Below are 21,192 nucleotides of genomic sequence, written 5' to 3'. Positions count from 1 at the left end.
TTGAGTCGTCAGGCTGCGTACGGGGCCGTGGCCCTGGCGTCGCGCAGTGCGTGCCCCCACCAGGCGAGCTGGTCCAGCAGCGCCTTGGCCGCCGCGTCGACCTGGGCGTCGTCGACGGTGCCGTCCGCGCCGAACAGGCCGTAGGCGTTGTGGAAGCTGACCGTGTTGCGGATGGTCGTGGCGTTCAGCTCGGCCATCACGACGCGGAGCTGCTCCACGGCGCGCAGGCCGCCGGAGAGGCCGCCGTAGGAGACGAAGGCGACCGGCTTGGCGTGCCACTGCTCGTTGTGCCAGTCGATGGCGTTCTTCAGGGACGCGGGAAAGCTGTGGTTGTACTCCGGCGTGACGAAGACGAACGCGTCGGCCGCCGCGAGGCGCGGCGACACCAGGGCGAGCGCCTCCTCCGTGCCCGGTGCCGGCGGCCGGCCGAACGCGGGGAAGACGGTGGGCAGCGGGGTCTCGGCGAGGTCGACGACATCCACGGCCATGTCGTCTCGCTGGGACAGGTGCCCCTTCAGCCACTGGGTGACGACGGGCGCGAATCGGCCCTCGCGGGTGCTGCCGACGACGACGGCGACGCGGAGCTGCGGGCGGGTACTGGGCATGGGGGTCCCCCTGAAGCAATGAATGTGTACAACGTATTCCTGTGCGTACAACGTATCCATCGATGTGTACGTTGTCCACTGACCGATACGTTGTACGCTGACCGCCTAGCGAGAGGAGCCCGCCTGTGGCCGGCCAGAAGAAGGACAGCGGCAAGGGCGACAGCGAGGGCGGCGGGGCGGGGCCCGACACATCGCTCTCGCTCTGGCAGCGCCTGGAGCAGCCGGCGGCCGCACCCCGCACCTCGCTGACGCTGGAGCGGATCGGGGCCGCCGCCGTGGAGATCGCCGACGCGGAGGGCTTCGCCGCCGTCACCATGCGCAGGCTCGCCACGGAACTGGGCGTCGCCCCCATGGCCGCCTACCGGCACGTCTCCGGCAAGGACGACCTGTGGGCGCTGATGGCCGAGCGGGTGGCCACGGAGATGCGGATCCCCGACGAGGTGACCGAGTGGCGCGAGGTGCTGCGCGCCTTCGGCCTGCTGACCCGGGACACGATGCTGCGGCACCCGTGGGTGGGGCAGCTGCCCACCCGCTTCTTCGTCCTCACGCCCGGCCGGCTGGCCATCGCCGAGCGGCAGCTGGCGGCGCTCGACGGACTCGGCCTCGACGAGGACGCGATGATGGTCGCGTTCCGTACCGTCAGCGCCTTCGCGCACGGCGCGGGGCAGTCGGAGGTGGCCCTGCGGGAGTGGACGGAGTCGGCGGGCTGGTCGTCCGGCGACGAGACCAGGCTGGGCCTGGCGCCGCAGATGATGTACCTGATGGAGACCGGCCGCTATCCCACGTACCAGCGCTACGGACGGCGCGCGACCCGCAAGGACGACGCGACCTGGGCGTTCGAGACGGGTCTGGACTGCGTGCTCGACGGGATCGCCGCCCGGCTCGGCATCTGAGGGCGGCCCCGCGAGCGGCGATCACACCTCCCCATCGGCGTGCTCAGCATCACCCTGGACAGCTCCGGTGACCGCCGGGTAACTTTTACCCAAGGCTGAGCAAGCGCTTAGCCAAGCCGAGCGAAGCCGACCAGGGAGGCACCCCGTGCGCCGTACGGTATTCAACGAGGACCACGAGGCGTTCCGGGAGACCATCCGCGCCTTCATCGCGGCCGAGGTCGTGCCGGTGTACGACGAGTGGTTCGCGGCCGGCCAGGCCCCGCGCGACTTCTACCTGAAGCTCGGCGAGCTGGGCGTCTTCGGCATCACGGTGGACGAGGAGTACGACGGCGCGGGCATCGACTCGCACAAGTACGAAGCCGTCATCTACGAGGAGACCGCCCGCGCGGGCGTCTCCTTCGGCGGCTCCGGCGTGCACACGCTGCTCGGCCTGCCCTACATCAAGATGCTCGCCACCGACGAGCAGAAGAAGCGCTGGCTGCCGAAGTTCACCACCGGCGAGGAGATGTGGGCCCTCGCGATGACCGAGCCGGGCACCGGCTCCGACGTCGCGGGCATGAAGACCACCGCCAAGCTCTCCGAGGACGGCACGCACTACGTCCTCAACGGCTCCAAGACCTTCATCACCGGCGGCGTGCACGCCGACCGTGTGATCGTCTGCGCCCGCACCTCCGCCCCGCGCGAGGACGACCGCCGCTTCGGCATCTCCCTCTTCGCCGTCGACACCAAGTCCGCGGGCTACTCGATCGGCCGCAAGCTCGACAAGTTGGGCCTGCGGGTCTCCGACACCGCCGAGCTCGCCTTCGTCGACGTCAAGGTCCCGGTCGAGGACCTGCTCGGCGAGGAGAACAAGGGCTTCGGCTACCTCGGCACCAACCTGGCCTCCGAGCGCTGGGGCATCGCCTTCGGTGCGTACGCGCAGGCCGCGGCCGCCGTCCGGTTCGCCAAGGAGTACGTGCAGGACCGCACCGTCTTCGGTAAGACCGTCGCCTCGTTCCAGAACACCAAGTTCGAGCTGGCCGGCTGCCAGGCCGAGGTGGACGCGGCCCAGGCCGTCGCCGACCGCGCCCTGGAGGCGCTGGACGCCGGTGAACTGACCGCCGCCGAGGCCGCGTCCGCGAAGCTGTTCTGCACCGAGGTCGCGCACCGCGTGATCGACCGCTGCCTCCAGCTGCACGGCGGCTACGGCTTCATGAACGAGTACCCGATCGCCCGCCTGTACGCGGACAACCGGGTCAACCGCATCTACGGCGGCACCAGCGAGGTCATGAAGTCGATCATCGCCAAGTCCATGGGCCTGTAGAGCGGCTACGTTCTTCCCCATGAGCGCAGCACTTGACCCACTGCACGATCTGCTCGACCTGCTCGACCTGGAGCAGATCGAGCAGGACATCTTCCGGGGCACCAGCCGTTCGGCGATCGTGCCCCGTGTCTTCGGCGGACAGGTCGCGGCCCAGGCGCTCGTCGCCGCGGGCCGCACCGTCCCCGCTGACCGGCCCGCCCACTCCCTGCATTCCTACTTCCTGCGGGCCGGGGACCCGGGCGCGCCGATCGTCTACAGCGTCGACCGCATCCGGGACGGCCGTTCCTTCACCACCCGGCGGGTCGTCGCCGTCCAGCACGGGCAGCCGATCTTCCACCTCTCGGCGTCCTTCCAGACGCACGAGGAGGGGCTGGAGCACCAGGCCGGCATGCCGGCCGCGCCCGACCCCGAGACGCTGCCCACGGCCGCCGAGATGCTGCCGCGGTACGCGGACCGGTTCAGCGCCCCCGGCATCGTGGACCGGCTGATCGAGGCACGGGCCGCGGTCGACCTGCGGTACGTGGACGCACCGCCGTTCGGCACCGTCGGCGAACCGCGCGAGCCCCGCTCGCAGGTGTGGTTCCGCACCAACGGGAAGCTGGCGGACGATCCGCTGCTGCACGTCTGCATGGCGACGTACGTCTCCGACATGACGCTGCTCGACTCGGTGCTCCTCGCCCACGGGCGCGGCGGCTGGGCGATCGGTGACGTGGTGGGGGCGAGCCTGGACCACGCGATGTGGTTCCACCGGCCGTTCCGGGCCGACGAATGGCTGCTGTACGACCAGGAGTCGCCGTCCGCGTCCGGCGGGCGCGGGCTCGGCCAGGCCCGTATCTACACCCAGGACGGCCGGCTGGCGATCACCGTCATCCAGGAGGGCGTCGTCCGGGTCCCGCGCGGGGACTGAACGGGCCGCACCCCGCCAATTCCGACATACTCCCCACCATGAGCGACGCAAAAGCCGATGCGGCTGATGGTGCTGACGGTGGGGAGTCCGGTGACGGGTCCGGGGCATCCGGATCCGGGGCGGCGAGCGGTGGCGAGTCCACCTTCACCGTCATCGTCGCGGCCGTCGCCAACCTCGGCATCGCCGTGGCGAAGGCCGTCGCGGGGCTGATCAGCGGATCGAGCGCGATGCTCTCCGAGGCGGCCCACTCCGTCGCCGACACGGTCACCGAGGTGCTGCTGCTCACCGCGCTCAAGCGCAGCGAGAAGCCCGCCGACGAGGAACATCCGCTGGGTTACGGCCCCGAGCGCTACATCTGGGCGATGCTCGCCTCCGTCGCCACGTTCGTCGGCGGCGCGGTCTTCTCCGTCTACGACGGCGTCCACACCCTGGTCGAGGGCGAGGAGCTCGGCGACCCTCTCATCTCGTACATCGTGCTCGGCGTGGCCTTCCTGCTGGAGGGCTACTCGCTGCGGACCGGGCTGCGGCAGGTGCGCGGCGAGGCCGAGCGGCTGGGGACTCCGGCCAAGCGCTATTTCCGGCTCACCCCCGACACCGCGGTCAAGGCCGTCGTGATGGAGGACTCCGCTGCGCTGGTGGGTCTGCTGCTGGCCGCGGGCGGACTGCTGGGCGGACAGTTGTCGGGGTCCGGGGTCTGGGACGGGGTCGCCTCGATCCTCATCGGCGCGCTGCTCGTGTACGTGGCCTGGGTGCTCGGCCGGTCCAACGCCCAGCTGCTGATCGGGCGGCCGGTTCCGCAGTCGATGCGGGCGGGGGTGCGCGAGGAGCTGCTCTCGGTGCCGCACATCATCGACGTACTGGAGCTGACGACGCTCATCCAGGGGCCGACCGAGATCCTGATCGCCGCGAAGGTCGACTTCCGGGACGTGGCCAGTGCCGAGCAGGTCGAGTGGGCCTGCGAGGAGGCGGAGCAGCAGCTGCGGGAGCGGTATCCGTCGATCCGGCGGGTGTATCTGGACCCGACGCCGGGCCTGGAACAGCGGCGGCGGGCCCGCGCCGCCGGGGGCCCGCCGGACGCCGGCGCCTGAACCGGCCCGCCGCCTACCGCCCGAGCCCTCCGCCGCCTCCCGCCTACCGCCCGCCCGCTCAGAGCAGTCCGGCCGCGTCCAGCAGGTACTCCGTCATCGGGTCGTAGAACCGCGGGTCCAGCACATGGTCGTCCAGCGGGACGGCCACCTGGAGGGTGCCCTCGGACTCCCCCAGGAACAGGGCCGGGTCGTTGCAGTCCGCGTAGCCGATGGCGTCCAGTCCGCGCTGCGCCGCGCACCCGGCCCAGCCGTGGTCGGCGACGACGAGGTCCGGCATGGGGCGCCCCTCCCGCTCCAGGCCGTCCAGGATCGCCGCCATCGGGGCCGGGGAGTGGGTGTGCCAGAGAGTCGCGCCGCGCTCCTGCACGGCGACGTCCGCGAACTGGAAGACCATGCCCTCGTCCGCCGTCAGCCCGGACGGGATCCGCACGATCTCGCAGCCGGCCGTCCGCAGCGCGGCCGCGGTCTGGCGGTGGACGTCCAGCAGGCCGCCCGGGTGGCCGGTGGCGAAGAGCACCCGCTCCGTCCCGTCGGCCGCCTTCCGCAGCCGGGCCGCGGCCCGGTCCAGGGCGGCGACGGTGAGCTCGGGATCAATGGTGTCCTGGCCGAACCGGTGCTCCGGGTCGTCGCTGACCCCGCATCTCTCGGCCATGACCGCGAGGACGTCCTGCTCGTCGCGCCACCGGTCGCCGAGCTCCAGTCCCAGCCAGAAGTGGCGGTCGCCGTTGGCGAGCTTGCGGTAGTGGGAGAGGTTGTTGTCGCGTGGGGTCGCGACGTCTCCCGCTATGCGCGTACGGACGAGATGGTCGACAAGGGCGGCGCGGCTGGGTATCGGCATGAACCCATTGTGCCGTGGAGTGTGCGCAGTGTGCCGGTTGTATTAAACGGTGGGCGGCCCGGACCGTCCGGCGCCGGACCGGTGGTTCCATGAGTGCGGTGGACGGCCCGCCGGGGTCCCGATCGGGGCCCGCCGCGAGGCCCCCTCGGATGTTGGGCGCCCGTTCACTCGTGCGTGACCTGGAACTTCCCGCTCCACCCGGCAGCGAACGTCCAATAGGTCCAGACCACTTACATCGCGCCAACTCGGCATCTCAGTCCGCGATCGATGGCAATTGGTCTATACCTTTGGCGCTAGGGTAGGTCCCCCGATACCGGGACATGCACAGCCGTGGGGGGCTTTATGACCGTGCATCACCTGCCACAACCTCCGTCCGACCAGGAGCTCTACTGGTACTTCGGGCCTCAGCGCCGCTGGGTACTGATCAGCTCCTCTCTCGCCTTCGTGCTCACCGCGGCGACGATGTTCACCTTCGCCCTGCGCACCCCGGCCCTGTGGGCCTTTCTCGCAGTGCTCTCCCTGAACGTCGTCGCGCTCGCGCTCTCGTCGGTGAACAGCCTGCGCCAGCGCCGGCTGACCAGGCGCTCGCACGAGGTGCTCGTACACGCCTGGGATCCACCCGAACTCCCTTCCGTGGATCTCTACTTGCCGACCTGCGGCGAACCGCTTCCGGTCCTGGACAACGCCTACCGGGCCGTCGCCGCTCTCGACTGGCCAGGTGCGCTGACCGTATGGGTGCTGGACGACGCCGACAGCCCCGAAGTGGCCGCCCTGGCAGCCTCGTACGGATACCGCTACGTCGTCAGACCCGACCGGGGGCACCTCAAGAAGGCGGGCAACCTCAACCACGCGCTCACCCTGAGCAGCGCGGAGTACATCGCCATCCTGGACGCCGACTTCGCGCCCCGGGCCGACTTCCTGCGCCACCTCGTGCCGTATCTCGCCGACCCCGGCGTAGGCATCGTGCAGAGCCCGCAGTGCTTCGACACCGACGAGACGATGGACTGGATCCAGCGCGCCGCCGGATCGGCCCAGGAGTGGTTCTTCCGCTGGATCCAGCCCTCCCGGGACGCGAGCGACGCGGCCATCTGCTGCGGCAGCAACGCCGTCTACCGGCGCAGCGCCATCGACCTGGCCGGCGGCTTCGCCCGGCTCGACCACAGCGAGGACCTGTACACCGGACTCGCCCTGTACGAGCAGGGTTTCAGGACCCTTTACGTGCCGGTGCTGGTGGCCAAGGGGACCTCGCCGGACAACCTCGCCTCGTATCTCAACCAGCAGTACCGCTGGGCGATGGGCAACCTGCACCTGATGGGAACCCCGGTGCTCAGGCGGATGGGCGCCCCGTGGCGGATGCGGCTCTGCTTCTACGAGGGCATCGTCGGCTATCTGACGACGGTGGTGAACACCTTCGCGGCCCCGCTGCCGCCGCTGGTGATGATGTTCTGGTACCCGGACCACATCCGGCCCTGGCACGTGCTGCCGCTGCTCGCGCCGCTGTGGCTCTGGCATGTGCTGTTGCCGCGGATCAGCCGGACCCGCTGGCGGATCGAGGTGATCCGGGCCAACGTCCTGACGAGCGTGGCCGCCGGGGCCGCCTTCCTGCACACCCTGCGCGGCCGCAGTGCGGCATGGGTGCCCACCGGGGCCGGTGGCGGGAAGCCCGGCACGATGGCGCACCGGGTGGTGCTCGTCTCGCTCGGCTGGCTCTGCTGCTCCACGGGAGCGGCGGCCGGCGGTCTCGCCCTGGCGGTGGCACGTAACGGCTGGGAGCCCAACTGGGGTCTCGGTCTCTACCTGTTGGTGCAGCTTCAGATCAACGTCCCGCTGATCAGGGACCTGTTGACCGGTCTACGTCCCTCGGCTGCCGCGCGGCCCGAACGGCTCCGGCGCGGCCGGCGGTCCTCGGTGCTGCCCAGGCGCTGGCCCGAAACCCTGGCCGTGACGGCCACGCTCCTGCTCACCGCCCTGCTCGCGTCCGGCTGGGTCGATCCCATGCTGCCCTGGCTGAGCTGAAAGGTCCTCGTAGCGATGCCCACCCTCGCCCCCTCCGGTCCGCGGACCGGCGGCAGCGCCGTCCCCCGCCCGTCATCAGGCGGTCCCGGCACCACGGGTTCCCGCCGCCTCCCCTTCCGTCCCGACATCGAGGGGCTGCGCGCGTTCGCGGTCCTCTCGGTCCTCGCCTTCCACGCTTCCGTGCCGGGGCTCGCCGGCGGATTCATCGGCGTGGACGTCTTCTTCGTCATCTCCGGCTATCTGATCACCGGGCTGCTGGTGCGGGAGGCCGTCACCACCGGCCGGATCCGGCTCGGTGAGTTCTTCTCCCGCCGGGCCCGCCGGCTGCTGCCCTCGGCCGCCGTGGTGCTCGTCGCGGTCGCGGTGGCCGGGGCCTGGCTGACCGTACCGCTGCGCCGCACCGACCTGGAGAACGACGTCGTGGCGGCGGCGCTGTCCGTCGCCAACTGGCGTTTCGTCCAGCAGCGCACCGACTACCTGGCCGCCGGGCAGGGCGAGAGCCCGCTGCTGCACTTCTGGTCGCTGGCGGTGGAGGAGCAGTTCTATCTCTGCTGGGCCCCGCTGCTGGCCGCCCTCGCCCTCCTCACCGCGCGCGCTGCCCGCCGGGGACGCGCCCTGCGGCCGGCAGCGGTCGCTGCCACCGCCGTACTGACGCTCACCACTCTCGCCCTCTCGCTGTACTGGACGGGCGACTCCGTCTCGCTGGCGTACCTCGGAACGCCCTCGCGTGTCTGGCAGTTCGGCGTCGGCGCCCTGCTGGCGCTGCTGCCGTGGCATCTGCTGCGCGGGCCGCGCGCCCTGCGGCTGGTGTGCGGATGGGCGGGGGCGGCGGCCCTCGTGTGGTGCGTGCTGCGGTACGACTCCGGCACGCCGTATCCCGGATACGCGGCGCTCGTCCCGACCCTGGCGACGGCCGCGGTGATCCTGGCCGGAATCCCCGGCCGGCGCCCGGACGGGCCGGCCCGCTACGGAGTGGGACGGCTGCTGGGGCTTCGGGGCCCCCGGGCGGTCGGGCGGCTCTCCTACACGCTGTACCTCTGGCACTGGCCGGTGCTCGTCCTCGCCGAGGCCCGGTTCGGCACCCTGGACTGGCCGGCCAGGACAGCCCTGACACTGGCCTCGGTGCTGCCCGCCCTGGCCACCATGCACTGGGTCGAGCGCCCGCTGCGCCACAGCCGTACGCTCTCCGAACTCCCCCGGCGCGGACTGTCGTTGGGCGTCGCCGCCGTCGTCATTCCGGTGGTCCTGGCACTCGTGGTGGGCACGACGACGCTGCAACTGCTGGGCCCGTCCGCCCCGGTGGACGTGAAGGGCCTCCCGCCGGGGGCGGCTACCGGCCCCTCGCTGCTGACCCGGACCAGGACTCCGGCGAACGACGGCCCCGTGGTACCGAGTCCGGTCCAGGCCCGCAAGAGCTTCCCGCCGGACGGGGCCTGCGAGGTGGCGCCGGCGGTGACCAGCAGCCCGCCCTGCCTGTTCGGGGCGGTGGACAGTCCCGACCGGATCGTCCTGCTCGGCGACTCGCACGCCGGACAGTGGTTCTCCCCGGTGCTCAGCCTGGCGGCGAAGCGCGGCTGGGCCCTTCAGGAGCTGGTGAAGCAGGGCTGCCCGCTGCCGGAACTGTCCGTGGTGAACCCGCAGTTGGGGCGTACGTACCACGAGTGCGACACCTGGCGGGCCGACAGCCTGGCGCGGCTGGCGAAGGGCCCGAAGCCCCGCATGATCGTGATCTCCTCGCTCAACCGCTACACCGACGACCAGCGCCTGCTGCTCAGGGGCTGGGAGCGGACGCTGAAGCCGCTGCGGGCGCTCGGGGTGCCGATCGTCCACATCGAGGACACCCCGGTGCCGGGTACGGACATCCCCGCGTGCGTCTCGGGCCATCTCACGGACCCGGAGACCTGCGCCTTCGACCGGGACACGGCCCGGTGGCCCGATCCGCTGGCGGAGAAGGTCGCGGCCGGCGGGCTCCCGGGCGTACGGAACGTGCAGGTGAACGCGGTGCTGTGCCCGGCCACGGGCCCGACCTGCCCGGCGGTCCTGGACCGGATCCTGCTCTACCGGGACGACGCCCATCTGACCGATGTGGCGGCCGTGGTGCTGGCCCCCCGGCTCGAACGGCTGCTCATGAGCACCGGCGCACCGGCCGCGCACGGCTGGACCGAGCTGCTGCGCGAGGACTTCGACGGCCCGGCGGGCAGCCGGCCCGCCGCCTCCCGCTGGCTGTACGACCGCGGCACCTGCTACCCGGGCTGCCCGGCCCCGCAGTGGGGCACCGGGGAGATCGAGACGATGACGGACTCGACGGACAACGTCCGGCTGGACGGCAAGGGGGCCCTGGAGATCGTGCCCACGCGCCGCGGGGGCACGTGGTACTCGGGCCGCATCGAGTCCCGGCGCTCCGACTTCGCACCGCCGCCCGGTGGCGTCCTGCGGATCGAGGCGTCGATCGCCCTGCCGGAGGTCACGGGCGCGAAGGCGGGCGGCTACTGGCCGGCCTTCTGGACCCTGGGGGCCGGGCTGCGCGACGGCTACACGGGCTGGCCGGCCATCGGCGAGATCGACGTCATGGAGTCGGTCAACGGCCGGGACGCCGTCTTCGGCACCCTGCACTGCGGCACGGCGGACGGCGGGCCCTGCAAGGAGCCGATGGGGCTCACCTCGCCCCGGCAGAAGTGCTCCGGCTGCCGCGGCGCGTTCCACTCGTACGCCGTGGAGCTCGACACCGCGCCCGGCGCGGAGGAGCTGCGCTGGTATCTGGACGGCCGGGTGTACCACCGGGTGAAGGCGTCCGCCATGGACGCGGCCACCTGGGACCGGGCGCTGAAGCGGGGCCAGTTCCTGATCCTGAACGTGGCGATGGGCGGCGGGCTGCCTTCGGCGGACGGTGCCACCGCGGGCCCCGCGACCGAGGCCGGGCACCCGATGCGGGTGGCGCGGGTCACCGTGTCGGCAAGGGAGGCCGCCGGCTCCTGACCGGAGGCGCTCAGCCCTCTTCCCGGGCCCCCGCCGCGGCGAAGGCGCCCCGCGCCAGGCGGTGCAGCAGGGCCGCCGTGTCCGTGCGGCCGGGCAGCGCGCCGGGGCGGCCGAGGTGGGGCGTGGAGTTCAGCAGGCCGAAGACGGCGTGGACCGCCGCGCGGGCCTCGTGCTCGGGGAGGTCCGGGTAGAGGTCGCGGACGACGGTCACCCACACCTCGACGTACTCGCGCTGGAGCCGGCGCACCCGCTTGCGGTCGGTGTCCCGCAGGCGGTCCAGCTCGCGGTCGTGCAGGGTGATCAGGGGGCGGTCGTCGAGGGCGAAGTCGATGTGGCCCTCGATGAGCGCGTCCAGGAGCGCCTCGGGGGAACCGTCGCCTGAGGCGTCCTCGGAGACCCGCTGCTGCCCGCCGGCCAGCAGCCGCTCGCTGATGCCGACGAGCAGCTCGGCGAGCATCGCGTCCTTGCCGGGGAAGTGCCGGTAGAGGCCGGGGCCGCTGATTCCGACGGCGGCGCCTATCTCGTCGACGCCGACGCCGTGGAAGCCGCGCTCGGCGAAGAGGCGGGCGGCCTCCTTGAGGATCTGCTCGCGGCGGGTGGGTGCCGCGACGCGGGCGGCGGCATGGGTGCTCATGACGAGTCATTCTAGACAGGCGCGTTAGCGGTCGTTAACCTGTGGAGGACGTTAACGCTCACTAACAGCCTCTCCCGCTACCGATCGCGGACGAGGTGGTCACACTGCGGTACGGGCAAGGGGGCTCGACAGGATGCAGCAGGCACCGGTGCTGGCGAGCGCGGCCGATCCCGCCTCGGAGGCCTGGCAGGCCAACGAGGCGGCGCATCACGCGCTCACCGACGAGCTGCGCAAGCGGCTCGCCACGGCCAGGCTCGGCGGGGGTGAGAAGGCCCGCGCCCGGCATGTGGCACGCGGCAAGCTGCTGCCCCGGGAGCGGGTGGACACCCTGCTCGATCCGGGCTCGCCCTTCCTGGAGCTGGCCCCACTGGCGGCCGAGGGGCTGTACGGGGGCGCCGCACCGGCCGCCGGGGTGATCGCCGGGATCGGCCGGGTCAGCGGCCGGGAGTGCGTGATCGTCGCCAATGACGCGACCGTCAAGGGCGGCACGTACTACCCGATGACCGTGAAGAAGCACCTGCGGGCCCAGGAGGTGGCGCTGGAGAACCGGCTGCCGTGTCTGTACCTGGTGGACTCGGGCGGCGCCTTCCTGCCGATGCAGGACGAGGTGTTCCCGGACCGGGAGCACTTCGGGCGGATCTTCTACAACCAGGCCCGGATGTCCGGGGCCGGCATCCCGCAGATCGCGGCGGTGCTGGGGTCCTGCACCGCCGGGGGCGCGTACGTCCCCGCGATGAGCGACGAGGCCGTCATCGTCCGCAACCAGGGGACGATCTTCCTGGGCGGACCGCCGCTCGTGAAGGCCGCGACCGGCGAGGTCGTCACCGCCGAGGAGCTGGGCGGCGGCGAGGTCCACTCCCGTACGTCGGGGGTCACCGACCATCTCGCGGAGGACGACGCGCACGCGCTGCGCATCGTGCGGAACATCGTGGCCACGCTGCCGGACCGGGGCGCGCTGCCGTGGTCCGTACAGCAGGTCGACGAGCCGAAGGTGGACCCCGCCGGTCTGTACGGGGCGGTGCCGGTCGACTCGCGCACGCCCTACGACGTACGGGAGGTGATCGCCCGGGTCGTCGACGGATCGCGCTTCGCCGAGTTCAAGGCCGAGTACGGCACGACGCTGATCACCGGTTTCGCGCACATCCACGGCCACCCGGTCGGCATCGTCGCGAACAACGGCATCCTGTTCTCCGAGTCCGCCCAGAAGGGCGCGCACTTCATCGAGCTGTGCGACCAGCGCGGCATCCCGCTGGTCTTCCTGCAGAACATCTCGGGCTTCATGGTCGGCCGCGACTACGAGGCGGGCGGCATCGCCAAGCACGGCGCCAAGATGGTCACCGCCGTCGCCTGCACGCGCGTACCGAAGCTGACCGTGGTGGTCGGCGGTTCCTACGGCGCGGGCAACTACTCGATGTGCGGCCGGGCCTACTCCCCCCGCTTCCTGTGGATGTGGCCCAACGCGAAGATCTCCGTCATGGGCGGCGAGCAGGCCGCGTCCGTCCTCGCCACGGTCAAGCGCGACCAGCTGGGCGACGACTGGAGCGCCGAGGACGAGGAGTCGTTCAAGGCCCCGATCCGCGAGCAGTACGAGACCCAGGGCAACGCGTACTACGCCACCGCCCGGCTCTGGGACGACGGCGTGATCGACCCGATGGAGACCCGGCAGGTGCTGGGGCTCGCCCTGACCGCGTGCGCCAACGCCCCGTTGGGCGACGCCGGCTTCGGCGTCTTCCGGATGTGAGGAACTGATGACGATGTTCGACACGGTTCTCGTCGCCAACCGCGGCGAGATCGCGGTCCGGGTCATCCGGACCCTGCGCGAGCTGGGCGTGCGTTCCGTCGCCGTCTTCAGCGACGCGGACGCGGACGCCCGGCACGTACGGGAGGCCGACACGGCGGTACGGATCGGTCCGGCACCGGCCGCCGAGAGCTACCTGAGCGCGGACCGGCTCCTGGAGGCGGCCCGCCGCACGGGCGCTCAGGCCGTCCACCCCGGTTACGGCTTCCTCGCCGAGAACGCGGGCTTCGCGCGGGCGTGCGCGGACGCGGGACTGGCCTTCATCGGGCCGCCCGCCGCCGCCATCTCGCTGATGGGCGACAAGATCCGGGCCAAGGAGACGGTCTCCACGGCCGGTGTCCCGGTGGTGCCGGGCTCCACGGGCAGCGAGCTGACCGACGGCCAACTGGCGGACGCCGCCCATGAGATCGGCATGCCGGTCCTGCTGAAGCCCTCCGCGGGCGGCGGCGGCAAGGGCATGCGGCTGGTGCGCGACGCGGCGCTGCTGTCCGACGAGATCGCCGCCGCCCGGCGCGAGGCGCGCGCCTCGTTCGGCGACGACACCCTGCTCGTGGAGCGGTGGATCGACCGGCCGCGCCACATCGAGATCCAGGTGCTGGCGGACGGCCACGGCCATGTGGTGCACCTCGGCGAGCGCGAGTGCTCGCTCCAGCGCCGCCACCAGAAGATCATCGAGGAGGCGCCGTCGGTCCTGCTCGACGAGAAGACGCGCGCGGCCATGGGCGAGGCGGCCGTGCAGGCCGCCCGCTCCTGCGGGTATGTGGGCGCGGGGACGGTGGAGTTCATCGTCCCGGGCAACGACCCGGCCTCGTACTACTTCATGGAGATGAACACCCGCCTCCAGGTCGAGCACCCGGTGACCGAGCTGATCACCGGCCTCGACCTGGTGGAGTGGCAGCTGCGGGTCGCATCCGGCGAGCAACTCCCGTACGCCCAGCAGGACATCACCCTCACCGGGCACGCGGTCGAGGCCCGGATCTGTGCCGAGGACCCGGCCCGCGGCTTCCTGCCCTCGGGCGGGGCGGTACTGGCGCTGCACGAGCCGCAGGGCGGCGGGGTGCGGACGGACTCGGGGCTCGCCGAGGGCGGCGAGGTCGGCAGCCTGTACGACCCGATGCTGTCGAAGGTGATCGCGTACGGCCCCGACCGGGCGACGGCGCTGCGCCGGCTGCGGGCGGCGCTCGCGGACACGGTGGTCCTCGGCGTCCCGACCAACGCGGGCTTCCTGCGCCGGCTGCTCGGCCACCCGGCCGTGGTGGCGGGCGAGCTGGACACCGGCCTGGTGGAGCGCGAGGTGGACGGGCTGGTCCCGGACGGGGTCCCGGAGGAGGTGTACGCGGCCGCGGCGCTGTTGCGGCAGCACTCTCCCGGTCCGGCCCGCACGGATGTGTGGGCCGACCCGTTCTCGGCCGGTGACGGCTGGCGGCTCGGCGGCACCCCGGCGCGGACGGTGCGGCACTTCCGGATCCCCGGCCACGACCCGGTCCAGGTGGGCCTGCGGCCGTGCGGCGCGGGCGTGGAGCTGACGTTCGGCCATGTCGGCGAGGGCGCCCGGCCACCGGCCCCCGCCTCGGGCACCTGTGGCCCGCTGGGCCCGCTGCCCGGCAGCGCGGAGACGGCCAGGACGCTGACGGTGGACGGAAGCCGGATCACGCTCGAACTCGCCGGTGTCACCCACTCGTTCGCGTACGCCACCTCCCCCGAGGGCCACTGGCTCGGCCGGGACGGCGACACCTGGCACGTCCGGGATCACGACCCGGTGGAGGCGTCGCTGACCGGCGCCGCCCGCGCCGGGGCGGACACGCTCGCCGCGCCCATGCCCGGGACGGTCACCGTGGTGAAGGTGGCCGTCGGGGACGAGGTCGCGGCCGGGCAGAGCCTCCTCGTCGTGGAGGCGATGAAGATGGAGCACGTCATCTCCGCCCCGCACGCCGGCACCGTGACCGAGCTCGACGTGACCGCCGGGACCACGGTGGCCATGGACCAGGTACTGGCGGTAGTGGTCCCCGTGGCCGCCACCGGGGAGGAAGCATGACGACCACCGACCGCACCCTGCCCATGACCGTGGCAGCCCCGGACCTGCCGGCCCGGGTCCGTATCCACGAGGTCGGCGCCCGCGACGGGCTGCAGAACGAGAAGGCGGTCGTGCCGACCGAGGTGAAGGCGGAGTTCATCCGCCGGCTCGCGGTCGCCGGCCTGACCACCATCGAGGCGACGAGCTTCGTCCACCCCAAGTGGGTGCCCCAACTGGCCGACGCGGAGCAGCTGTTCCCGATGCTCGGCGACATCGCGGACGTGGGCGACGTCGCGCTCCCGGTCCTCGTGCCGAACGAGCGGGGCCTGGACCGGGCGCTGTCGCTCGGGGCCCGCCGGATCGCCGTCTTCGGCTCGGCGACGGAGACGTTCGCGGCCCGCAATCTCAACCGCACGATCGACGAGTCGCTCGCCATGTTCGAGCCCGTCGTGGCCCGCGCCAAGGCGGACAAGGTGCATGTGCGCGGCTATCTGTCGATGTGCTTCGGCGACCCGTGGGAGGGCCCCGTCCCCGTCCACCAGGTCGTCCGGGTCGCCAAGGCGCTGATGGACCTCGGCTGCGACGAGCTGTCGCTCGGCGACACGATCGGGGTGGCGACGCCCGGCCACGTACAGACCCTGTTGTCGTCGCTGAACGAGTCGGGGGTGCACACCGACACGATCGGGGTGCACTTCCACGACACGTACGGACAGGCCCTGTCCAACACCCTCGCCGCGCTCCAGCACGGTGTCTCCACCGTGGACGCCTCGGCGGGCGGCCTCGGCGGCTGCCCGTACGCGAAGAGCGCGACCGGAAATCTCGCCACCGAGGATCTCGTGTGGATGCTCGACGGCCTCGGCATCGAGACCGGGGTCGACCTCGACGAGCTCACCGCCACGAGCGTGTGGCTCGCCGAACAGCTGGGCCGGCCCAGCCCGTCCCGTACCGTCCGCGCGCTCTCGGTGCAACAAACACAGTCCCACAAGGAGCAGTGATCCCCCGATGTCCCTGGACCACCGGCTGACCGCCGAGCACGAGGAACTGCGCCGCACCGTCGAGGAGTTCGCCCACGACGTGGTCGCACCGAAGATCGGCGACTTCTACGAGCGCCATGAGTTCCCGTACGAGATCGTGCGCGAGATGGGACGGATGGGCCTGTTCGGGCTGCCGTTCCCCGAGGAGTACGGCGGGATGGGCGGCGACTACCTCGCCCTCGGCATCGCCCTGGAGGAGCTGGCCCGGGTCGACTCGTCGGTGGCGATCACCCTGGAGGCCGGGGTCTCGCTCGGCGCGATGCCGGTGTTCCGCTTCGGCACGGAGGAGCAGAAGCGGCAGTGGCTGCCGAAGCTCTGTGCGGGCGAGGCGCTGGGCGCGTTCGGGCTGACGGAGCCGGACGGCGGTTCGGACGCGGGCGGCACCCGGACGACGGCGGTGCGCGACGAGGCGACGGGCGAGTGGGTGATCAACGGCTCCAAGTGCTTCATCACCAACTCGGGCACGGACATCACCGAACTGGTCACGGTCACGGCGGTCACCGGCCGCAAGGAGAACGGCGCCCCGCGCATCTCCTCGATCATCGTCCCGTCCGGCACCCCCGGCTTCACGGTCGCGGCCCCGTACTCCAAGGTCGGCTGGAACGCCTCGGACACCCGCGAGCTCTCCTTCTCCGACGTCCGCGTCCCGCTGGAGAACCTGCTGGGCGAGGAGGGCCGGGGTTACGCGCAGTTCCTGCGGATCCTGGACGAGGGCCGGATCGCCATCTCGGCGCTCTCGACGGGACTCGCGCAGGGCTGTGTGGACGAGTCGGTGAAGTACGCCGCCGAGCGGCACGCGTTCGGGAAGCCGATCGGCGCCAACCAGGCGATCCAGTTCAAGATCGCGGACATGGAGATGCGGGCCCACATGGCCCGGATCGGCTGGCGGGACGCGGCGTCGCGGCTGCTGGCGGGCGAGCCGTTCAAGAAGGAGGCGGCGATCGCGAAGCTGTACTCCTCGACCGTGGCGGTGGACAACGCCCGTGAGGCGACCCAGATCCACGGCGGCTACGGCTTCATGAACGAGTACCCGGTGGCCCGGATGTGGCGCGACTCCAAGATCCTGGAGATCGGCGAGGGCACGAGCGAGGTGCAGCGGATGCTGATCGCCCGGGAGCTGGGGATGCAGGCCTGACACCGGGGACGGTGTGCGGGTGGGGCGGGTCCGGTCACCGGGCCCGCCCCACCCCGCTTCCACCGTCCGTGTGCTCGCGACCACTGACAACGTCTGCGGCAGCCCCGTATCGTCCGTCCGGGCCTGTCCCCCGGGCGGGCGGTGACCACCGACGGGCACTCGCCGAGGCCCGGCCGGCACCGGGGCGGCAACATGGTTGGTGTGCGGGGCCGACGGAACCGGGTAACGTCTTTGTCATGTTCTTCCAGACGCCGATTTACGAGTGAGAGCGTGATGGGCCCCCGCTGACGTCCTTCGACGTCGCCGCCCGTCCCCCACCGACGAATCCGTAGATCACTCCACATCATTACCGGGAGAGCCCGTGACCGTGAGCAAGAACATCAACAACCCCGTGGGCATGGGCGGCGGCCAGCGCAAGAGGCTGTCCCGCGCCGAACGGCAGAACAACGGCCCGCACCGCAACCTCGACCGCCAGGGTGCGGCCGACCAGAAGGCGGAGCTGGTGCGCAAGATGCGCGAGAAGACGGGCGCGGCCGAGGGCGCCGACCAGACGGACGACGACCCCGCACAGAGCTGACGCGCCGCCGCCGCAGGGCGGCACCGCACGGAGCAGGGCCCGGACCGCCGACGCGCGGTCCGGGCCCTGTCGGCGTACCGGGCGAGCTCGGCTCATGACGCGGCGCTCAGCAGCGCCTGATGATCTATCCGCCCTGAGCCTCGGTGGCGAGGACGGCACCGAGCGCGACTGTCGCATCGAAGAGGGCACGCGAGCGGGCCGCGATGCTCGCGTCCCGGGCCGCCAGCACGGCTCGGACGTCCTGGGACCGGTGCCCCTGCCGCAGGTCCGGCATCAGGGTCCGTAGTGGGCCGATGCGGTAGCCGGCGCTGCGCAGCTGGTGGACGATCCTGGCGTCCCTCGCCCGGGCCGGCGGAATGCGGCCACCTGCGAGCTGCTCCTCGGCGCCCGTCACCTCGCGCGTTCGCGCTATGAGCGACGTACTGAGTGATGGCCGAGCGTGACTCTTCGGTACTCAACGCCGCCTGGGCAGGATTGCGTCGAGCAGGCCCGGGAAGGCCGCGTCGAGCTCGTCTTCCTGCAACACGTTGAGGGCGGCGGTGCCCTCGCGGTGAGTGATGATCACTCCGGCTTCCCTGAGCGTCTTGAAGTGGTGGGACAGGGTGTTCTTGGCGACCGCAACGTCGAACGCACCGCAGGCGATCGGTTCTGCGGACTCCCTCAACTGGCGCACGAGATCGAGCCGCACGGGGTCGGCCAGAGCCCTCAGTACCGCCATGACGTCAAGTTCCGCCGGCTTGCTCACGTCGTCGCGTGGCCGGCTCCGGCTCGTGGTGGGCATCCTCAGAGGCTATACCGTTGTTCCATCAGCGTCGAACTATGACTAGATTAGTTCCATGCCCATAGAACTAAAGAGGGCCGTTGTCGCTCTCGCACTGATCGCTTCATTCATGGTGTACGTCGATGGCACCATCGTGAACTTGACTCTGGCGCAGTTAAGTTCTCACCTGCACGCCTCACGTTCGGGGCTGGAGTGGGCCGTCAACGCCTACACGCTCGGCTTCGCCGCCGTGCTGCTCGGATCGGGTGCCGTCACTGACGTCCTGGGCGCCAAACGCACGTTCATCACGGGGCTGATCGCCTTCACGGCTTCCTCCGCGGTCTGCGCAGCGGCGGGAACCATGCTGATCCTGAACCTCGCCCGGCTCACCCAGGGTGTCGGTGCCGCACTGCTGCTTCCGAGCGCGCTCGTGCTGGCCACCTCCGCCGCCACCGACGAGCACGCCCGCCACAAGCTCGTCGGCTGGTGGGCCGCCGCCGGCGGGATGGGCATGGCCGCAGGGCCGCTCCTCGGCGGGGTGCTGGTTTCCGTGGCGGACTGGCGCGCGGTGTTCGGGGTCAACGTCGTGATCGGCATCCCGGCGATCGTGTGGAGCATCCGCTCGATGCCGTCCGTGCCGCGTCGGGGCCGAAGCGTGGACTACGCGGGCATGGTCGCCGCGACCGTGCTGATCGGCGGTCTCGTCTTCGGTCTGATCGAGGCCCCGGCCAAGGGGTGGGGAACACCCGGTGTACTCACAGCGTTCACCCTCGCGGGCGTGGGCCTCCTCGCGTTCGTACGAGCGGAACGCACCGCGAAGGCCCCTCTCCTTCCGACCGCTGTGTACTCCGACCGGCCCTTTACCACCTCCGCACTGCAGGGCGCCTTGTTCAACTTCACTTTCTACGGGCTCCTGTTCGCGTTGAGTCTGATGCTTCAGCAGGGTCGCGACCTCAGTGCCATCGCGAGCGGTCTGCTGTTCCTGCCCCTGACCGGCCTGATCTCCCTGGGGAGCATCTGCGCGGCAGCCCTCACCGGACGCGCCGGGCGCCGCGCGGTCCTGGTCGGCGGACAACTCGTGCTGGCCGCCGCCCTGGTAGCGGTCGCGCTCACGAGCACACTGTCCTCACTATGGCCGCTGGCCATCGCGCTGCTACCGGCAGGATTCAGTGCGGGGGTCCTCGTTCCGACCATGACGTCCCAATCCCTCGCCGCCGTTCCCACGGCTCTGCATGGTGCGGCTTCCGCTGCGTTCAACGCATCTCGGCAGGTGGGCGCCGCCATCGGCGTCGCCGCCTTCGGCCCACTGCTGGGCTCCGCAGGTGATCTACGCGACGGATTCATCACCTGCGTTCTCGTGGCCGCGGTCGCCACGGCCTTCGCTCTCGCCCTGACGTTGTCCCACAGGACGACCGCCCGTCACCGGGTGAGCGTCGGCACCGGTTCCGTGGACACCTCCGGGTGACGCGGACCAGGCATCGCACGTACTCCAGGAGGCGCAGGCGATCGACCGCGCCTCGTACCGGCCGCCGCAATTCGTTCGACAGCTGCCGCCCGGCCCCGGCAGAGTCCGTCCATGAAGCCGCAGCACTGGCCCCTGTACGGGCTCCGCATCCGCACCACCCGTCTGGAACTGCGCGTCCCGGACCTGGAGTTGCTGGACGAGCTGGCCTCCGTCGCCGCCGACGGGGTGCACGCCCCGGACACCATGCCGTTCACCGTCCCCTGGACCGACTGCCCGCCCGCCGAGCGCGGCCGGGCAGTGTTCCAGCATGTGCTGGGCAGCATCGCCAACTGGTCGGCACCGGAATGGTCGTTGAGCCTCGCCGTCCTGCACGGGGGCCGGGTGGTCGGGCGGCAGGACCTGATGGCGAAGGACTTCGCGGTGACCCGTGAGGTCAGGACCGGCTCGTGGCTCGGGCGCGCGCACCAGGGCCGGGGCATCGGCACCGAGATGCGGGCCGCCGCGCTCCATCTCGCCTTCGACGGCCTGGGCGCCGGCGCGGCGGTCTCGTCCGCGATGACGGACAACCCGCGCTCGCTGGGCGTCTCGCGGCGGCTCGGCTATCTCCCTGACGGGCTGACGGTCGCCGCGCTGCGGGGTGAACGAGTCACGCTCCAGCAGCTGCGCCTGGAGCGCGCGCGGTGGGAGGAACACCGCTCGGTCGAGGTCACGGTCGAGGGGCTCGACGACTGCCGGGAGATGTTCGGCGGATGACCCTCCTTGTGCACACCTACGTACGGGGTCGGAGCGGCGAGGACCACTTCCTGGACGATCCCGACCACGGGCGGACGCTCGCCGGATTCGAGAGCAGCCGGACCACGTTGTGGGGATCGCAGCCGGTGCGCGACCTCGGGGCCCGGTTCCTCCCGCAGCTGGCCACCGACAATCTCTGCGTGGATCCGGAGGACGTCCCTGCCTTCCTCGCCGAGTGCGAGCTGCTGCGCGGGCACATCGCGGCGCTCGCCGCGCACAGTGGCTACTCCGGCGACTACGTGGCGGCGCGGCTGGCCAACATCACGGCGGCCGCCGTGCTCGCCCGGGACGTGGACGGCGGCGTCGTCGTCTGGTGAGCGAGGGCGAGCGGGGCCGGGGGCATCCGCAGGCTCGACA

General features: G+C 71.6%; 19 protein-coding genes. 14 read left to right on the top strand and 5 right to left on the bottom strand.

Annotation, left to right across the window (positions count from 1 at the left end; translation table 11 throughout):
* Nucleotides 1-8 precede the first annotated feature (8 nt).
* Nucleotides 9-605, bottom strand: a complete 597-nt coding sequence (locus OG912_RS23140) for an NADPH-dependent FMN reductase (RefSeq protein WP_327711078.1) — start codon at nucleotides 603-605, stop codon at nucleotides 9-11.
* A 125-nt stretch (nucleotides 606-730) separates the two neighbouring features.
* Here OG912_RS23140 and OG912_RS23135 point away from each other — a divergent pair, with 125 nt between their 5' ends.
* The 4 genes from OG912_RS23135 to OG912_RS23120 all read left to right on the top strand — a co-directional run bounded on the left by OG912_RS23135 (nucleotide 731) and on the right by OG912_RS23120 (nucleotide 4,796).
* A complete protein-coding gene (locus tag OG912_RS23135) occupies nucleotides 731-1,498 on the top strand; it encodes a TetR/AcrR family transcriptional regulator (protein ID WP_327711077.1) in 768 nt (255 codons plus the stop codon).
* A gap of 145 nt (nucleotides 1,499-1,643) precedes the next feature.
* The gene (locus OG912_RS23130; protein ID WP_327711076.1) at nucleotides 1,644-2,801 is read left to right on the top strand and encodes an acyl-CoA dehydrogenase family protein; all 1,158 of its coding nucleotides are present in this window, start codon (nucleotides 1,644-1,646) and stop codon (nucleotides 2,799-2,801) included.
* Between the two features lie 19 nt (nucleotides 2,802-2,820).
* Nucleotides 2,821-3,708, top strand: coding sequence for an acyl-CoA thioesterase (locus OG912_RS23125; protein ID WP_327711075.1), 888 nt, complete (start codon nucleotides 2,821-2,823; stop codon nucleotides 3,706-3,708).
* Nucleotides 3,709-3,746: 38 nt separating this feature from the next.
* Nucleotides 3,747-4,796, top strand: coding sequence for a cation diffusion facilitator family transporter (locus tag OG912_RS23120; RefSeq protein ID WP_327711074.1), 1,050 nt, complete (start codon nucleotides 3,747-3,749; stop codon nucleotides 4,794-4,796).
* A gap of 58 nt (nucleotides 4,797-4,854) precedes the next feature.
* Here OG912_RS23120 and OG912_RS23115 read toward each other — a convergent pair whose 3' ends face one another.
* The gene (locus OG912_RS23115) at nucleotides 4,855-5,634 is read right to left on the bottom strand and encodes a phosphatase (protein ID WP_326736284.1); all 780 of its coding nucleotides are present in this window, start codon (nucleotides 5,632-5,634) and stop codon (nucleotides 4,855-4,857) included.
* A 342-nt stretch (nucleotides 5,635-5,976) separates the two neighbouring features.
* Here OG912_RS23115 and OG912_RS23110 point away from each other — a divergent pair, with 342 nt between their 5' ends.
* Together OG912_RS23110 and OG912_RS23105 are read left to right on the top strand one after the other, a co-directional pair.
* The gene (locus tag OG912_RS23110) at nucleotides 5,977-7,650 is read left to right on the top strand and encodes a glycosyltransferase family 2 protein (protein ID WP_327711073.1); all 1,674 of its coding nucleotides are present in this window, start codon (nucleotides 5,977-5,979) and stop codon (nucleotides 7,648-7,650) included.
* A 15-nt stretch (nucleotides 7,651-7,665) separates the two neighbouring features.
* Nucleotides 7,666-10,626: an acyltransferase family protein gene (locus OG912_RS23105; RefSeq protein WP_327711072.1), complete on the top strand. Its 2,961-nt coding sequence runs from the start codon at nucleotides 7,666-7,668 to the stop codon at nucleotides 10,624-10,626.
* Between the two features lie 10 nt (nucleotides 10,627-10,636).
* On the opposite strand, the gene OG912_RS23100 is transcribed toward OG912_RS23105, so the two are convergent.
* Nucleotides 10,637-11,260, bottom strand: coding sequence for an SACE_7040 family transcriptional regulator (locus tag OG912_RS23100; protein ID WP_326736287.1), 624 nt, complete (start codon nucleotides 11,258-11,260; stop codon nucleotides 10,637-10,639).
* A gap of 133 nt (nucleotides 11,261-11,393) precedes the next feature.
* Here OG912_RS23100 and OG912_RS23095 point away from each other — a divergent pair, with 133 nt between their 5' ends.
* The 5 genes from OG912_RS23095 (at nucleotide 11,394) to OG912_RS23075 (ending at nucleotide 17,818) form a co-directional block, all read left to right on the top strand.
* On the top strand, nucleotides 11,394-13,001 hold the full coding sequence (locus OG912_RS23095; RefSeq protein WP_327711071.1) for a carboxyl transferase domain-containing protein: 1,608 nt from the start codon (nucleotides 11,394-11,396) through the stop codon (nucleotides 12,999-13,001).
* Nucleotides 13,002-13,008: 7 nt separating this feature from the next.
* Nucleotides 13,009-15,093: an ATP-binding protein gene (locus tag OG912_RS23090; protein ID WP_327711070.1), complete on the top strand. Its 2,085-nt coding sequence runs from the start codon at nucleotides 13,009-13,011 to the stop codon at nucleotides 15,091-15,093.
* Nucleotides 15,090-16,067: a hydroxymethylglutaryl-CoA lyase gene (locus OG912_RS23085; RefSeq protein WP_327711069.1), complete on the top strand. Its 978-nt coding sequence runs from the start codon at nucleotides 15,090-15,092 to the stop codon at nucleotides 16,065-16,067. Before OG912_RS23090 ends, OG912_RS23085 begins: the two co-directional genes overlap by 4 nt.
* A 7-nt stretch (nucleotides 16,068-16,074) precedes the next feature.
* Nucleotides 16,075-17,241 (top strand): acyl-CoA dehydrogenase family protein, encoded by a 1,167-nt coding sequence (locus tag OG912_RS23080; RefSeq protein WP_326736290.1) that lies wholly within the window; start codon nucleotides 16,075-16,077, stop codon nucleotides 17,239-17,241.
* 361 nt (nucleotides 17,242-17,602) lie between these two features.
* Complete coding sequence (locus OG912_RS23075; protein WP_326736291.1) at nucleotides 17,603-17,818, top strand: DUF6243 family protein; 216 nt, start codon at nucleotides 17,603-17,605, stop codon at nucleotides 17,816-17,818.
* 124 nt (nucleotides 17,819-17,942) lie between these two features.
* Here the strand turns inward: OG912_RS23075 and OG912_RS23070 are convergent, their stop codons facing one another.
* Complete coding sequence (locus tag OG912_RS23070) at nucleotides 17,943-18,212, bottom strand: hypothetical protein (RefSeq protein WP_327711068.1); 270 nt, start codon at nucleotides 18,210-18,212, stop codon at nucleotides 17,943-17,945.
* Between the two features lie 60 nt (nucleotides 18,213-18,272).
* Nucleotides 18,273-18,599, bottom strand: a complete 327-nt coding sequence (locus OG912_RS23065) for an ArsR/SmtB family transcription factor (protein ID WP_327711067.1) — start codon at nucleotides 18,597-18,599, stop codon at nucleotides 18,273-18,275.
* Between the two features lie 55 nt (nucleotides 18,600-18,654).
* Between OG912_RS23065 and OG912_RS23060 the strand changes: the two genes are divergently transcribed.
* From OG912_RS23060 to OG912_RS23050, 3 genes are all read left to right on the top strand, one after another.
* Nucleotides 18,655-20,043 (top strand): MFS transporter, encoded by a 1,389-nt coding sequence (locus OG912_RS23060; RefSeq protein ID WP_327711066.1) that lies wholly within the window; start codon nucleotides 18,655-18,657, stop codon nucleotides 20,041-20,043.
* Nucleotides 20,044-20,154: 111 nt separating this feature from the next.
* Nucleotides 20,155-20,796, top strand: coding sequence for a GNAT family N-acetyltransferase (locus OG912_RS23055; protein WP_327711065.1), 642 nt, complete (start codon nucleotides 20,155-20,157; stop codon nucleotides 20,794-20,796).
* Nucleotides 20,793-21,152, top strand: coding sequence for a hypothetical protein (locus OG912_RS23050; protein WP_327711064.1), 360 nt, complete (start codon nucleotides 20,793-20,795; stop codon nucleotides 21,150-21,152). The genes OG912_RS23055 and OG912_RS23050 overlap by 4 nt, the downstream gene beginning before the upstream one ends.
* The last annotated feature ends 40 nt before the right edge of the window (nucleotides 21,153-21,192 follow it).

The sequence above is a fragment of the Streptomyces sp. NBC_00464 genome (assembly GCF_036013915.1).
Lineage (GTDB): Bacteria > Actinomycetota > Actinomycetes > Streptomycetales > Streptomycetaceae > Streptomyces.
The sequence above is the reverse complement of the archived record's forward strand: the minus strand, read 5'-3'. Positions and strand labels throughout refer to the sequence as shown.

What these genes read in the sequence shown, in the direction of transcription:
- OG912_RS23140 (WP_327711078.1), bottom strand. Translation starts at nt 605, where the DNA reads ATGCCCAGTACCCGCCCGCAGCTCCGCGTCGCCGTCGTCGTCGGCAGC.
- OG912_RS23125 (WP_327711075.1), top strand. Translation starts at nt 2,821, where the DNA reads ATGAGCGCAGCACTTGACCCACTGCACGATCTGCTCGACCTGCTCGAC.
- OG912_RS23120 (WP_327711074.1), top strand. Translation starts at nt 3,747, where the DNA reads ATGAGCGACGCAAAAGCCGATGCGGCTGATGGTGCTGACGGTGGGGAG.
- OG912_RS23115 (WP_326736284.1), bottom strand. Translation starts at nt 5,634, where the DNA reads ATGCCGATACCCAGCCGCGCCGCCCTTGTCGACCATCTCGTCCGTACG.
- OG912_RS23110 (WP_327711073.1), top strand. Translation starts at nt 5,977, where the DNA reads ATGACCGTGCATCACCTGCCACAACCTCCGTCCGACCAGGAGCTCTAC.
- OG912_RS23105 (WP_327711072.1), top strand. Translation starts at nt 7,666, where the DNA reads ATGCCCACCCTCGCCCCCTCCGGTCCGCGGACCGGCGGCAGCGCCGTC.
- OG912_RS23100 (WP_326736287.1), bottom strand. Translation starts at nt 11,260, where the DNA reads ATGAGCACCCATGCCGCCGCCCGCGTCGCGGCACCCACCCGCCGCGAG.
- OG912_RS23095 (WP_327711071.1), top strand. Translation starts at nt 11,394, where the DNA reads ATGCAGCAGGCACCGGTGCTGGCGAGCGCGGCCGATCCCGCCTCGGAG.
- OG912_RS23090 (WP_327711070.1), top strand. Translation starts at nt 13,009, where the DNA reads ATGACGATGTTCGACACGGTTCTCGTCGCCAACCGCGGCGAGATCGCG.
- OG912_RS23085 (WP_327711069.1), top strand. Translation starts at nt 15,090, where the DNA reads ATGACGACCACCGACCGCACCCTGCCCATGACCGTGGCAGCCCCGGAC.
- OG912_RS23080 (WP_326736290.1), top strand. Translation starts at nt 16,075, where the DNA reads ATGTCCCTGGACCACCGGCTGACCGCCGAGCACGAGGAACTGCGCCGC.
- OG912_RS23065 (WP_327711067.1), bottom strand. Translation starts at nt 18,599, where the DNA reads ATGCCCACCACGAGCCGGAGCCGGCCACGCGACGACGTGAGCAAGCCG.
- OG912_RS23060 (WP_327711066.1), top strand. Translation starts at nt 18,655, where the DNA reads ATGCCCATAGAACTAAAGAGGGCCGTTGTCGCTCTCGCACTGATCGCT.
- OG912_RS23055 (WP_327711065.1), top strand. Translation starts at nt 20,155, where the DNA reads ATGAAGCCGCAGCACTGGCCCCTGTACGGGCTCCGCATCCGCACCACC.
- OG912_RS23050 (WP_327711064.1), top strand. Translation starts at nt 20,793, where the DNA reads ATGACCCTCCTTGTGCACACCTACGTACGGGGTCGGAGCGGCGAGGAC.